Genomic DNA, 13,128 nt, shown 5'->3' with positions numbered 1-13,128 from the left:
CCGCCGGGTTGACCCGCCGACCCGTCGCGCATCGTCAGGAACAGGCCACCGCCGTAGGAGGCCAGCCGCCACAAAGCCAGCCGCCCGACGCCGTCGAGCGCCACGGCGCCTACCCGCTGGAAGGTCACGGTTCCGTCAGTGCCCGTGGGGACTGCCATTTCCTCGCCCGCGCCGTCGTCGTCGATCACTGCTTCGAACCGGCAGTCCGGCTGGTACTCGGCCACCGCGAGACCGTCGAATGAGGCGACCGCTGTCGCATCCAGCGGTGACGCGGGATGGGTGGCGAACAGAGTGTTCCGTCCGGCACGCCAGAGGGCATGCGCCGACGACGGCGACCCGGACTGCGAGCGCTCACGCGCCTGCCGGTAGAGCTCGAAAACCTGCTGTCGCCAGTCGGCAATGTGCAGGGCTGAGGTAGCTGTAGGCATCCCACCAGCCTAGCGGCCGGGCCCGGGCCTCCGTCACAGAGACTCTGAAAACAGTTGCCCGGGCGTACTGTGTCATCTGTGACCACGGGCATCTTCTTCATCGTTCTCTTCTCCATTCTGCTCGGTGCGATAGCCCAGCGGATCGCCGGTCTGGGCTTCGCCCTGCTGATTGCGCCGTTCCTGGTGATCATCCTGGGCCCGCACGAGGGAGTGGTGCTGGTCAACATTTGCGGGGTGGTGTCCTCGGCCCTGATCGTCGGGCGGGTCTGGAAGGATATCGACTGGAGCATGTTCCGGTGGATGGTAATCCCGTCAGTCTTCGGCTCGGTTCCCGGCTCCATCGCCGCAGTGCTGCTGCCGTCGGCGCCGTTGTCGGTGACCGTGGGAGGCGTCGTCCTGGTGGCGCTCTCGGTGTCCCTCGTGCTGCAACGCTCGTCGGTGGTGGTGCACGGCAACACGCCGAAAGCTGTCGCGGGGTTCACGGCCGGCCTGACCAATTCGATGGCCGGGGTGGGTGGACCAGCCGTCAGCGCCTACGCCCTTTTGTCCCGCTGGCCGCAGCGGCCGTTTGCTGCGACCCTCCAACCGTTCTTCGTGGTGATGGGACTGGTCACCCTGGCGGTCAAGCTCAGCCTCGCTCCGACCGATGCCCCAGCGCTGCAGTGGTGGATGTGGTCAGCGATTGGGGTGGTGATCGTGGTGGGAATCTTCGCTGGCGAGAAGCTCTCCCGTTTCATCAAGGACGATCACGCCCGTTTCTTTGTGATTGTGATCGCATTCCTCGGTGCAGCTGCCGCACTGGTCAAGGGATTCCTGGACCTTCTTGCCTAACCGCTGATTCACCGCCGCTGAACCGGGCTACTGCACCGCGTCGCTGGACGTCGGAGGCGGCCGCCGATGGCACCATTGAGGTGATGAAACTTCCACTGCGTCTGCCCGGTCGTCGTGCCCTGTCCATGCCCCTGTGGCTGCAGGGTGTGTTCGAGCTGGCGCAGTCAGCGGTGATCTCGGGTCTATTGATCCTGATACCCCTGGCAGCCGTGTGGTTGGCGGGCGGATTCGCCGGCCGCACAGCCACCGGAATGCTGCAAATGGGCGGGCAAGCCTGGCTGCTCATCCACGGGGTGCCCCTCGAAGTGAGCTTCCCTCCGGCCGAGCCCGACGGCGTCGGAACCACCGGCATCCTCTCGATGGTGCCGCTGGGCCTGACCCTGATTCCCTTCCTGCTGGCCTGGCGGGCGGGCCGACGTTTGGCTCGCGCCTCCTACTCGGATCAGCTGTGGCAGGCGCTCCTCGGCGCCCTGGGGATTTACGCGGTGTTCGGAGCCGGCGTTGCCTACCTGTGTGCCACTGCTGAAGCAACTGTCCCGTTGGCCGCCGGTGCCCTGATTCCTCTTGTATCCGCCGGCCTCGGCCTGGTGATTGGCGCGTTCCGGGAAGCCGGGGCGTGGAGCCGGCTGATCGGCGTCGACCGCGCCGCCTGGCTAGCGAAGACCAGCCAGCACTCCCGCTGGGCAGGATCCTATGCCTGGTCCTGCCTGCGGGCCGGGTTTGTGGCACTGGTTGTTTCCCTCGGGCTGTCGGCGGTCCTCCTCGCGGTAACCTTCGGTTTGCGCTGGGCGGAGATGGCAACTGTCTACCAGCACCTTGACGCAGGAATCGTCGGCGAAAGCGTGCTGACCCTGGCCCAGCTGGGATTCCTGCCCAACCTGGTGGTGTGGACTCTCGCCTGGGCCTCCGGCGCCGGGTTCGCGCTCGGGGCAGGTAGCGCTATCACCCCGCTGACCACCAGCGCTGGACCGCTCCCGGCGCTCCCGGTCCTCGGAGCCGTGCCACCGGGGGCCCTCGAGTACGGTCTGGTGGCCCTGGCCATTCCCGTTCTTGCCGGTCTGCTGGCCGGATGGTGGTTCTTCAGGGAGGGAGAGAACCACCTCGACGAGTGGCTGGAAATCAAGATCGATGCACGCTGGTTGACAGCTAGTGTCTCCACCCTGGGCGCCGCTGCACTGATTGGCATTACTGCTGGCGTCGCGGCCGGGCTCGCCGCCTGGCTCTCCCGCGCTTCTCTTGGCCTGGGGAGGTTGGTCGACCTCGGACCCAACCCGCTGTGGGTAGCCCTGCTCATTGCCGCTGAGGTGGCTGTCGGCGTCGTCGTTGGTTTCGCGGCAGGACCGTTGCTGGAGCGGGAGAAGCGCTCCTAACCCAGCAGCCGCTCGAGGTTGTCGGGCGCCTTCTGTCACCAACCAAGTCGCCGGGCTGCAACCAAGGGGTGGGCACACCGGGCGTGCGCGGGGCCACCACTTTTCTGCGGCAACGGGTGTCAGGAACCCGGGAGGAGTCCGCCCAGATTGCTGAGTTCGTCCTGGCAGGTGCTTTGCGCGGCATTGGTGAGGGCTGTACTCATGCATTCCTCGTACTCGGCGGTGACCGGCCACAACGCCACCTGCGCCCCGGTTCCCAACACCAGGAATGCTGTTGCTACCAGGCCTACTACGGTGGTGATCCGGAGCAGGCCGGGAAGCTTGTTGCGCACCGCCCGTACCAGTGCGAAGATTCCCAGCACCAGGGCAGCCAGACTAAAGACCAGGCCCAGGACCTTCCATGGCAGGGGGAGGGTCGCGGTCAGGAATGCGCCGAGCATCGCCAACAGGAACCATCTGAAGTAGCTCCGTGTCCGGGCCAGCTCTTTGTCCTCGGGCGATCCGGGGGAGGGCGCGGCGGGAGCTGGCGTGGAGGGGCGGGGGCTCTCGTTCATGGTTTAACCCTAGGGGAGAGCGCAGCCTATGGTTGACCCATGCGCATCGTAGTCCTGGTTTCCGGCACTGGTTCCAACCTGCAGGCGGTCATTGACGCCGTCTCCTCAGGCGCCCTTGATCTCACCATTGCCGCCGTCGGCGCCGACCGGCACGGCACCTACGGGGTCGAGCGCTCCGCCGCAGCGGGAATAGCAGGGTTTGTGGTGGACTTCGGATCATTTGACCAGCGCGCGGACTGGAATGAGGCACTCACCCGCAGGGTGGCCTCCTACGCGCCGGACTATGTGGTGTCTTCGGGGTTCATGCGGATTGTCGGCCAGGGGTTCCTCGACGCTTTCCCCAACCGCTACCTCAATACCCACCCGGCACTGCTGCCCAGCTTCCCCGGCGCTCACGGCGTCCGGGACGCCCTGGCGTATGGAGTGAAGGTCACCGGCTGCACGGTGATGATCGCCGACGCCGGAGTCGACACCGGACCCATCCTTGCCCAGTCAGTCGTCGAGGTGCTCGACGACGATACCGAGGAAACCCTTCACGAACGCATCAAGCTCAAGGAACGGGCCCTGCTCATCGAAACCCTCCGCCAGCTCAGCCGGGAACCACGCTGAGATGGCTCTCATTGACAAGGCAGTCTACCTGGAGGGGACGAGGCAGACCGAACCCGAATCGTTGGCCGAAACCTTCGAGATCATGCGCGCCAGCGGGGGCATGGCGTGGATCGGTCTGTACCGGCCCGACGACGACGAGCTCACCGCCGTCGCCGACGAATTTTCCCTGCACCATCTAGCTGTCGAGGACGCGCTCGAGGGGCATCAGCGATCCAAGCTGGAGCGCTATGGACCAACCCTTTTTGTGGTGCTGCGCCCGGCCCGCTACCTCGATGCCGAGGAGAAGGTGGAGTTCGGGGAGCTCCATATTTTTGTCGGCGCAGATTTTGTGGTGACCGTCAGGCACGCCGAAGCACCTGACCTTTCCCGGGTCCGCAGCAGGCTGGAAGAGAGCCCTGACCTTCTGGCGATGGGCCCATCGGCGGTACTGTACGCCATCCTCGACGAGGTGGTGGACGAGTATGAGCCGGTGGTGAACGGCCTGGAGAACGACATCGACGAAATCGAGAACGAGCTTTTCGGCGGGGACCCTGGTGTGTCCCGCCGTATCTACGACCTGCACCGCGAGGTGATCGAGTTCCAGCGGGCCACTCAGCCGTTGCAGTTCATGGTGGAGAACCTGCAGCGCGGGTCCGAAAAGTACCATCTTGACCCTGAAGTGAACCGGCGGCTGGGCGATGTCCTCGACCACGTGATTCGGCTGATCGAACGGGTCAACACCTTCCGGACCCTGCTGCAGAACGCCCTTACAGTCCACTCAACACTGGTGGCCCAACGCCAGAATGAGGAGATGACCCGGCTGACCGAGACCTCCCTGGCACAGAACGAAGAGGTCAAACGGATCTCCTCCTGGGCCGCTATCCTGTTCGCCCCCACCCTGGTAGCAGCCATCTACGGGATGAACTTCGATGTGATGCCCGAACTGCACTGGGCGTGGGGCTACCCGTTCGCCCTGCTGCTCATGGTTGCCACCGGCATTGGGCTATACCTGGCGTTTAAGCGGAATCGCTGGCTGTAACGCCTACCCGGTGGACACCATATTGGTCGCGTGATCGTAGGTGAACGTTACAGCTCCACCCGGATGGTCCAGCACAATGTTGCCACCACCCTTGGCGCCCCCTGCGCCGTAGTTGTCGTCCCAGCTGCGGTTCAGCGCCACCTTGAATTCGTACAGTCCGGCCGGAAGGTCCGCGACCGTCAACCTCCACAGGGAATCCGCCGGTTCCAGGCTGAGCTGGGCCTGGTCACAATTCGGCAGCCAATCGCCGTCGCACCCGAGTGCGGCGTTGAAGCTGCCCGGAACCGCTACGGCCTCCGGCTGCGAGGCAACTGCCGCCCCCACTCTCACGGTCCGGATATTGCTGGCGGAGCCGTCGAGCAGCGCACGGTACCTGAGTTCGGTACCGTCGGGGAGTTGCTGGGTGGTCAGGTCGTCCACCACCGTATACGCGGGGGACGAATCATCCGAGCCCATTGGCTGCCAGTCGCCGCCATCGACGCTGCGTTCAAAATCAACCACATGAGACGGCTTCTCGGGATCGGCAACCGCGCTGATGAGCACTTCGCCCTGGACAGTGCTGCCCTCGGCGGGCGAAGAGATGGTCAGTTTAGGTGCGGGAACTATTGCGCTGCGGATCGGGCTGGCCGAGGTGTGGCCGCCGTTGTCCAGCACCGCGGCCCGGTACTGCACCTCGGTGCCCGGCTCAAGGCTGCTGACGTCATGGAACACCCGGTAGGGCGCATTGTCGTCAGTTCCGATGGGCGTCCACTGCCCGTCTGGCGTCCGCGCCTCGAAACTCACCTGATAGAAGGAGTCGCCCTCGACGTCGAGGCCCACCTCCATCCGGCCGTTGTCCGCCGCCGCCGGCACCGGTTGGCGCAGCGCACCAGCGGGAGCTTCCGCCGACCGGCGAATTTTTCCAGAGGACTGGTAGACCACTGTCGACAGTGCAGGCACCTCGACGGTGAGTGTTCCGGCCCGTGAGCTCTTCACCGTCTGGTCCGCGTCGCCGTACACCTTCTGGAACGGGCGCCCGGAGACATAGGTGGGGATCTGTGCGGTCTGCGGTTCAGTGCTGTTGTTCAGCGCCACCACGTACTCGCGCTGCCGCTTCGGGTCGATCCGCGAGAACGCGTAGATGCCCTGGCCCTCTGCAGCGTAACGGCTCTGGTGGGCGCCGTCGCGCAGGGCCGGGTGCTTCTCGGTGAGGGCCGCCAGCTCGCTGATCTTCTGGTAGAGCGGGTGACCGGTATCGAAATTGTCGGTGGCGTGGGTGGCATCGGTTCCCAGCAGGTCATCGTCAAGATAATCCGGCACCTGGCTCGCGAACAGGGTTTGACGTGCGTCCTGGTCCCCGCCCGGGCCGGTGAAGCCCTGTTCATCTCCGTAGTAGATCACCGGGTTTCCGCGGGAAAAATACATCAGCTCGTGGGCGAGTGAACTGCGGTCAAGCCACTGCGCGTCGCCAGCGCCGGGGTTGTCAGCGGTGATGAAACCGCCAATCCTGCCCATGTCGTGGTTGCCGAGGAAGGTGGGCAGTGAGTAGGCGTTCGAATCGGCGTCGGTGTACCAGTCATCGCCCACAAAGAAATCCCCGAGCGCCGTGGCGTCGGTTCCCCGTGACGCGAAGTTCCGAGCCGCTTCCTGGAAGGGGAAATCCAGGACTGACTGCATCTTGTTGCGGGTGGTGAACTGCGAGGTGAAGCTCTTGGTGGTGTCGAACACCTCGCCGAACATGAAGAACTCGTCCTTGCCCTGGTCCTTGGCAAACTGCAGGACATCGGGGCCGAATTCCTGCCAGAACTCGTCATTGACGTGCTTCATGGTATCGATCCGGAAACCGTCGACGCCGAAGTCGGAGATCCACGTCTGGTAGATCTCCTTCATTCCGTCCACCACTGTGGGGTGTTCGGTGAAGAGGTCGTCGAGACCGAAGAAGTCCCCGTAGAAGGAATCCTCGCCGGCGAAGGTGGTGTCGCCCCGGTTGTGGTAGAGCGCCGGGTCGTTGAGCCAGCCGGGAACCTTCAGCGTCTTCTCGCCCGGTTCGAGCACGGGGGTGTAGGGGAACGACGACGCCGGATCCAACGCAGGGAAGTCCCCGGTGCCAGCGAAGTCCCGGTCATCGAACGTTTCACCGTCGGCGGTGGTGTAGGGCTCGGCGTCCTTGGAGACGTAGGGCATTCGGGCGCCCTCTTCGTAGCCGATCACGTCGGCGGTGTGGTTGGTGATGATGTCGAAGTACACCTTCATGCCCCTGCGGTGGGCTTCGTCGATGAGTGCCTTCAGGTCGTCGTTGCTGCCCAGATGAGGGTCGATCTGGGTGAAGTCGGTGATCCAGTACCCGTGATAGCCCGCCGAGCTGTCCTCGGGCTGGACCGCCTTGTTCTTGAAGCTGGGTGTCAGCCAGATGGAAGTGGTGCCGAGGCTCTCGATGTAGTCGATCCGCTCCAGCAGGCCGGCCAGGTCGCCACCATTGTAAAAACCCTTCCGGGTGGGGTCGAACCCTGACACCATCGGATCGGAGCCCAGCCCGCCGGCGTCGTTCGCTTTGCTGCCATTGGCGAAGCGGTCCGCCATCACGAAATAGAAGTTCTCGTCAGTGACCGGCCCGCGCACCGATTGCAGGCCCCGAGGAGTATCCAGGCTGGGCGGTTTCGCTTGGGTTGGTGCGGCTGCAGTCCCCGCCACGAGGAGGGTGGCGAGTGCGACTGCGGTGGCGCGGCGGACTGACATGTAAACCTCCGGGTTGGCTGATGCTCAACTCAGCGTGGTGCACGTCACATCCGGTGTCAATTCTGCTCAGCCGTCTGTGAGCGCTTTGCCGCGGGTCTCGGGCGCGTTGAACGCCATCCACAGGACCGCAGCCAGGACCAGGAGGCCGGTTGCTGCGAAGGTAAGCGGCAGCCCGAGGACCGGCCACAGCAGTGAGCCGAAGATCAGCGGGACCAGCCCCGCGCCCACCCGTGACACGGTGGAGGCCCAGCCGAACCCGGAGGCACGCAGATCCGTGGGATAGAGCTCCGAGACATAGGTGTACAGCACGGGGATTGCCACCTGGATCAGGAATCCGAACAACAGCAGCCAGGCCGTGGCGACGGCGGGTAGTTCCACAGTCAGGGCAAAGATCACCAGCACGACGGCGGACAGTGGGCCTGAAACGGCGAGGATCCACTTGCGGCCCACGCGCTCCACCAACAGTGCGGCAGCGACGACGCCGAAGAACCCCACTGCTGTCATCCCGGCAGTCGTGAGGAAGGCGACCGACTGCTCGTAGCCCGCTTGCACCAGGATCTGCGGCATCCAGGTGAGGGCGCCGTAGTAGACCAACAGGATGCTCAGGAACAGTCCCCAGGCGGCAAGGGTGATCCGCCAGTCGAACCGCCAGAGCGCGCTCAATTGGCCGGTCACCGAGCCGATCGACAGCTTGGGTGCTTCCGCTGGGACGGGGAGCCGCCACGGCGTCTTTTCCGCCCCAGTGCGTTCCACCAGATCGTTGATGACTGCTTCCGCCTCCGCCTGGCGGCCTTTTTGCACCAGGTAGAGCGGCGATTCGGGCACTGATCGGCGGACCCAGAAGACCAGTAGTGCTGGCATCACCATCACCAGCATCAGGTAGCGCCAGTCACCGAAGGCGGTCATCAGGAGCGCTGACACTACTCCACACAGGGCGGCACCGATCGGCCACCAGGCATCCATCGCCGTGAGTACGCGCCCCCTGTGTTTGCGGGGGGTGAACTCTCCGACCAGTGCGTAGTCCACTGGGATGCAGCCGCCCAGGCCAAAGCCGGCCATGAACCGAAAGACGCAGAACCAGATGAAGTCGGGGGAGAACGCTCCGAGCACAGTGAAAATGGAGAAGATCAGCAGGGTGAGGGTGAACGCCCGTTTCCGGCCGATGATGTCGGCGATTGACCCCCACGCGAAGGCGCCAATGGCCATGCCGATGAGGTTTGACGTGGCCACCCACGCGGCCTCGCCGGGGGCCAGGTCCCAGTGGTCCGACAGCAACGGGATCAGGTACCCGTTCAGGGTGACGTCCCAGGCGTCGAACATGAAGCCGAGGCCGCCGATGAGGAAAATCTTTCCCTGCACCCGCCAGCGCCATGGCAGCTCCTGCACCACCTGGTCTCCGGTGGGTAGTTCAGTTTCGGTGCTCACGGGAAAACTGTACCGCCGCACGATCGACTCACCAGAAACCGCAGCCCCGAGTCACCACAAATGACGGGTTCTTCGAGGGATTTCGGTCATTTCTGTTGACTCGATGGGGCTGGGGGTGGGCGGGCCCGGTGACCTAGACTGAAAGCGATCCCACCCACAGCGAAAATCCTGGAGCCACCGCGTGAGCCTGAACCATCTCGACCAAGTTCCCATCCGCCGGGCCCTGATCTCGGTGTACGACAAGACGGGGCTCGAGGAACTGGCCACGGGCCTGCACCGGGCTGGCGTCAGCATCGTCTCCACCGGATCTACAGCCAAGCGCATTGCCGCAGCGGGGGTTCCCGTCACCGAGGTGTCAGAGCTCACGGGGTTCCAGGAATGCCTCGACGGACGGGTCAAGACCCTCCACCCCCGGGTCCACGCGGGGATTCTCGCCGACCGCCGTCGCGAGGACCACGTCGAACAGCTCCGGCAGCTCGAGGTGGAGCCCTTCGACCTGGTGGTGGTGAACCTGTACCCCTTCGCGGACACGGTAAAGTCCGGCGCGGGGGAGGACGACGTCGTCGAACAGATCGACATTGGCGGTCCGGCGATGGTGCGCTCGGCCGCGAAGAACCACCCCTCGGTAGCGATCGTGGTGGACCCGGCCCGCTACGGAGACGTGGTGGCCGCCGCTGCTGCTGGTGGCTTTGATCTCAAAGCCCGACGCCGGTTAGCTGCGCTCGCGTTCTCGCATACAGCCGCCTATGACAATTCGGTGGCCACGTGGACTGCCGCCGCGTTCGGTGACGGCACCACCGACGGCGACGCCTGGCCCGCGTACGCTGGCCTTGCCCTGGAACGGTCGGAGGTGCTGCGCTACGGTGAAAACCCACACCAGGACGCCGCCCTCTATGTGGAGAAGGGCGCCGCCCCGGGCATCGCACAAGCTGACCAGCTGCACGGCAAGGCGATGAGCTACAACAACTACGTCGACGCCGACGCCGCGCTGCGTGCCGCCTTCGACTTCGGGCAGCCAGCTGTCGCGATCGTCAAGCACGCCAACCCGTGCGGAGTGGCCATCGGTGCGGCGGACGCCGTCGACCCCATTGCCGATGCCTACACCAAAGCCCACGCCTGCGACCCGGTCTCGGCGTTCGGCGGAGTCATCGCCGCCAACCGGACAGTCACGGCAGCCATGGCCACCGCGGTAAAAGACGTCTTCACCGAGGTGGTCATCGCCCCCGACTTTGAGCCCGAAGCCGTGACCATCCTCTCGGCCAAGAAGAACATCCGGCTGCTGACCCTGCCGGAGGGCTACCGGCGGGATCCGGCGGAGTTCCGGCAGGTGTCCGGCGGAGTGCTGGTGCAGTTGTCCGACACGGTCACGGCCGACGGCGATGCGCCGGAGACCTGGACGCTCGCCGCCGGCCCCGCAGCCGATCAGCGAACGCTCGCCGATCTGGCCTTCGCGTGGACCGCGTGCCGGGCCGCCAAGTCCAACGCGATCCTGCTCGCCGACAGTGGTGCAGCGGTGGGCGTGGGGATGGGCCAGGTGAACCGGGTCGATTCCTGCAAGCTCGCCGTCGAACGGGCCAACACTTTGGCCGGCGACGGTGTGGACCGGGCGCGCGGCGCAGTCGCGGCGTCGGACGCGTTCTTCCCCTTCGCCGACGGCCTGCAGATCCTGCTCGACGCCGGTGTGCGCGCAGTGGTGCAGCCCGGCGGCTCGGTGCGGGATCAGGAAGTGGTGGACGCAGCCACCACCGCAGGGATTACGATGTACTTCACCGGCACCCGGCACTTCTTCCACTAGCCGGCCAACAGGGACGGCGGCAGTGCCCATGGAGATCGCTTCGATTCTTACCCTGGCGGCGGGGATGGCACTGGCCGGGTCAGCTTTCGCACAGTTGGTGGCGCCGGGAACCCGAATGATCTCCGCCGTCCTCGGCCTGGCCGTGGCGCTGCTCGCCATCGTCACGCTGTATCTGGGTGCTACCCCAGGAGTGTTCCTCTGGATCATCGCCGCAGCGTTTGCAGTGCGCAATTTCAGGGCCGCTGAGCGGCACAAGAAAAAGGTGGACGCCGGACTGGACCCGGTGCGCCACCCCAATGTGAAAGACCTGCGTCAGCTGCAGCTCCCTGCCTGGGCGCCGCAAGTGCCCGGAATCGCCCGCCCCGGGACCCTCGGGTTGCCCGCCGTGCTCACGCCGAAAGGTTTTCGGGGGCAGGCGCCGTCGTATCCGACCGCAGCCCAGCCCTACGGCCACAGCGCTGCGCCGGACACCCGCGGGTTGCGGCCCGCTCCGGCCACCGACCGGTGGGGCAAAGCGATCCCGGCCGGGTCGATGATGGACCGCTGGGGGAATATTGTGCAGGACGAGGGCCGGGCCCCCATTTAGGGCCGTAATAGTCGCCTGTGGCATAGTTGTGCAGGATAAAACCAGTACCAATCACAGGCCGGGCTGCGCCCATCAGGCAGACTAGCGGCCCATCATCCCAAGGAGACCGTGTGGCTGACGCGCCAGCAACGAAAATCAAGGTAGTGGGTTCGGTTGTCGAACTCGACGGCGACGAGATGACGCGTATTATCTGGCAGTTCATCAAGGACCGTCTGATCAACCCTTACCTGGATGTCGACCTCAAGTACTACGATCTTTCCATCCAGAACCGCGACGCTACCAATGACCAGGTCACCATTGACGCGGCCAACGCCATCAAAGAGCACGGTGTGGGCGTCAAGTGCGCCACCATCACCCCGGACGAGGCGCGCGTTGAAGAATTCGGCCTGAAGAAGATGTGGGTCTCGCCCAACGGCACCATCCGCAACATCCTCGGTGGCGTCGTCTTCCGCGAACCCATCATCATCTCCAACATCCCGCGCCTGGTGCCGGGCTGGAACAAGCCCATCATCATCGGCCGCCACGCGCACGGCGACCAGTACAAGTCGACCAACTTCAAGGTGCCGGGCCCCGGCAAGGTCACCATGATGTTCGAGCCCGCTGACGGGTCCGAGCCGATGAAGTTCGACGTCGTCACCATGCCTGAAGAGGGCGGCGTGGCTATGGGCATGTACAACTTCAACGAGTCCATTCGCGACTTCGCCCGCGCGTCCTTCGCGTACGGCCTGCAGCGCAACTACCCGGTGTACCTCTCCACGAAGAACACCATCCTCAAAGCGTACGACGGCCAGTTCAAGGATCTGTTCCAGGAAGTCTTCGACGCCGAGTTCAAGGACCAGTTCGAAGCCGCTGGCCTGACCTACGAGCACCGCCTGATTGACGACATGGTGGCGTCCGCCATGAAGTGGGAAGGCGGCTACGTCTGGGCCTGCAAGAACTACGACGGCGACGTGCAGTCCGACACCGTCGCCCAGGGCTTCGGCTCACTGGGTCTCATGACCTCGGTGCTGATGACTCCCGACGGCAAGACGGTCGAGGCCGAGGCGGCCCACGGCACAGTGACCCGGCACTTCCGCCAGCACCAGCAGGGCAAGCCCACGTCCACCAACCCGATCGCGTCGATTTTCGCGTGGACCCGTGGGCTGATGCACCGCGGCAAGCTGGACAACACCCCCGAGGTCATCACCTTCGCTGAAACCCTCGAAGACGTGGTCATCAAGACCGTCGAAGCCGGCCACATGACCAAGGACCTCGCAGCCCTGGTTGGACCGGACCAGGCGTACCAGACCACCGAGGAATTCCTTGCGACCCTGGACGAGAACCTGAAAGCACGCCTGAGCTAGAACCTTTCCAGGCAGCTACCACGCAGACCCGGCGGGATCCCCGCCGGGTCTGCGCGCGTTTGGGGGTCCGCTGCTGCAGCGTCATGAGAGGCTAGCCTTGCTGGTGTGCCGACTGGAGCGGGCCTACATTACTGGCATGACAAGTTCTCCGGTAGGTGGTGCGCACGGCGACGAGCCGCACGACAGCTCGATTCATGGCAGGCTCAACTGGTTGCGGGCGGGAGTTCTCGGTGCCAACGACGGAATAGTGTCAGTCGCTGCCCTCGTGGTCGGCGTTGCCGGCGCGACCACCTCGACGCCGGTCATTCTCGCCGCGGGTGTCGCCGGGTTGGTCGGCGGCGCGATTTCCATGGCCCTCGGCGAATACGTCTCAGTGAGTAGCCAAAGAGATAGCCAGCAGGCCCTCATCGCGAAAGAGCGGCTCGAGCTCGAAACCGAACCCGAGGCCGAGTTG

The 13,128-nt window shown here is 64.9% G+C and carries 12 protein-coding genes; 8 read left to right on the top strand and 4 right to left on the bottom strand.

Annotation, left to right across the window (positions count from 1 at the left end; translation table 11 throughout):
- A partial coding sequence (locus Y703_RS17540) for a DUF1684 domain-containing protein (RefSeq protein ID WP_035763623.1) occupies positions 1-428 on the bottom strand: 428 nt, incomplete at its 3' end.
- Between the two features lie 78 nt (positions 429-506).
- Here Y703_RS17540 and Y703_RS0103010 point away from each other — a divergent pair.
- Both Y703_RS0103010 and Y703_RS0103005 read left to right on the top strand, forming a co-directional pair.
- Positions 507-1,259 carry a sulfite exporter TauE/SafE family protein gene (locus Y703_RS0103010; RefSeq protein ID WP_026551540.1) on the top strand — a complete coding sequence of 251 codons (753 nt, stop codon included), beginning with the start codon at positions 507-509 and terminating at the stop codon, positions 1,257-1,259.
- 83 nt (positions 1,260-1,342) lie between these two features.
- Positions 1,343-2,629: a cell division protein PerM gene (locus Y703_RS0103005; protein ID WP_026551539.1), complete on the top strand. Its 1,287-nt coding sequence runs from the start codon at positions 1,343-1,345 to the stop codon at positions 2,627-2,629.
- 119 nt (positions 2,630-2,748) lie between these two features.
- Here the strand turns inward: Y703_RS0103005 and Y703_RS17535 are convergent, their stop codons facing one another.
- Positions 2,749-3,183: a hypothetical protein gene (locus tag Y703_RS17535; RefSeq protein WP_051427233.1), complete on the bottom strand. Its 435-nt coding sequence runs from the start codon at positions 3,181-3,183 to the stop codon at positions 2,749-2,751.
- Between the two features lie 39 nt (positions 3,184-3,222).
- On the opposite strand from Y703_RS17535, the gene purN reads away from it, so the two are divergent.
- On the top strand, positions 3,223-3,792 hold the full coding sequence (purN, locus tag Y703_RS0102995) for a phosphoribosylglycinamide formyltransferase (RefSeq protein WP_026551538.1): 570 nt from the start codon (positions 3,223-3,225) through the stop codon (positions 3,790-3,792).
- Between the two features lies 1 nt (position 3,793).
- Complete coding sequence (locus Y703_RS0102990; RefSeq protein WP_026551537.1) at positions 3,794-4,810, top strand: magnesium and cobalt transport protein CorA; 1,017 nt, start codon at positions 3,794-3,796, stop codon at positions 4,808-4,810.
- A gap of 3 nt (positions 4,811-4,813) precedes the next feature.
- Here Y703_RS0102990 and Y703_RS17530 read toward each other — a convergent pair whose 3' ends face one another.
- On the bottom strand, positions 4,814-7,525 hold the full coding sequence (locus Y703_RS17530) for an alpha-amylase family glycosyl hydrolase (RefSeq protein ID WP_051427232.1): 2,712 nt from the start codon (positions 7,523-7,525) through the stop codon (positions 4,814-4,816).
- 66 nt (positions 7,526-7,591) lie between these two features.
- Complete coding sequence (locus tag Y703_RS0102980; protein ID WP_026551536.1) at positions 7,592-8,950, bottom strand: MFS transporter; 1,359 nt, start codon at positions 8,948-8,950, stop codon at positions 7,592-7,594.
- Positions 8,951-9,131: 181 nt separating this feature from the next.
- Between Y703_RS0102980 and purH the strand changes: the two genes are divergently transcribed.
- From purH to Y703_RS17525, 4 genes are all read left to right on the top strand, one after another.
- On the top strand, positions 9,132-10,745 hold the full coding sequence (purH, locus tag Y703_RS0102975) for a bifunctional phosphoribosylaminoimidazolecarboxamide formyltransferase/IMP cyclohydrolase (protein ID WP_026551535.1): 1,614 nt from the start codon (positions 9,132-9,134) through the stop codon (positions 10,743-10,745).
- A gap of 28 nt (positions 10,746-10,773) precedes the next feature.
- Entirely contained in the window at positions 10,774-11,331 is a 558-nt protein-coding gene (locus tag Y703_RS0102970; RefSeq protein ID WP_026551534.1) for a hypothetical protein, read from the top strand.
- 110 nt (positions 11,332-11,441) lie between these two features.
- The gene (locus Y703_RS0102965) at positions 11,442-12,674 is read left to right on the top strand and encodes an NADP-dependent isocitrate dehydrogenase (RefSeq protein ID WP_026551533.1); all 1,233 of its coding nucleotides are present in this window, start codon (positions 11,442-11,444) and stop codon (positions 12,672-12,674) included.
- Positions 12,675-12,810: 136 nt separating this feature from the next.
- Positions 12,811-13,128 (top strand): VIT1/CCC1 transporter family protein (locus Y703_RS17525; RefSeq protein WP_035763567.1); only part of this gene is annotated, 318 nt, incomplete at its 3' end.

It is taken from the genome of Arthrobacter sp. H20, from assembly GCF_000520515.1.
Taxonomy (GTDB): domain Bacteria; phylum Actinomycetota; class Actinomycetes; order Actinomycetales; family Micrococcaceae; genus Arthrobacter_D.
This window is presented reverse-complemented; position numbering and strand designations above follow the sequence as displayed.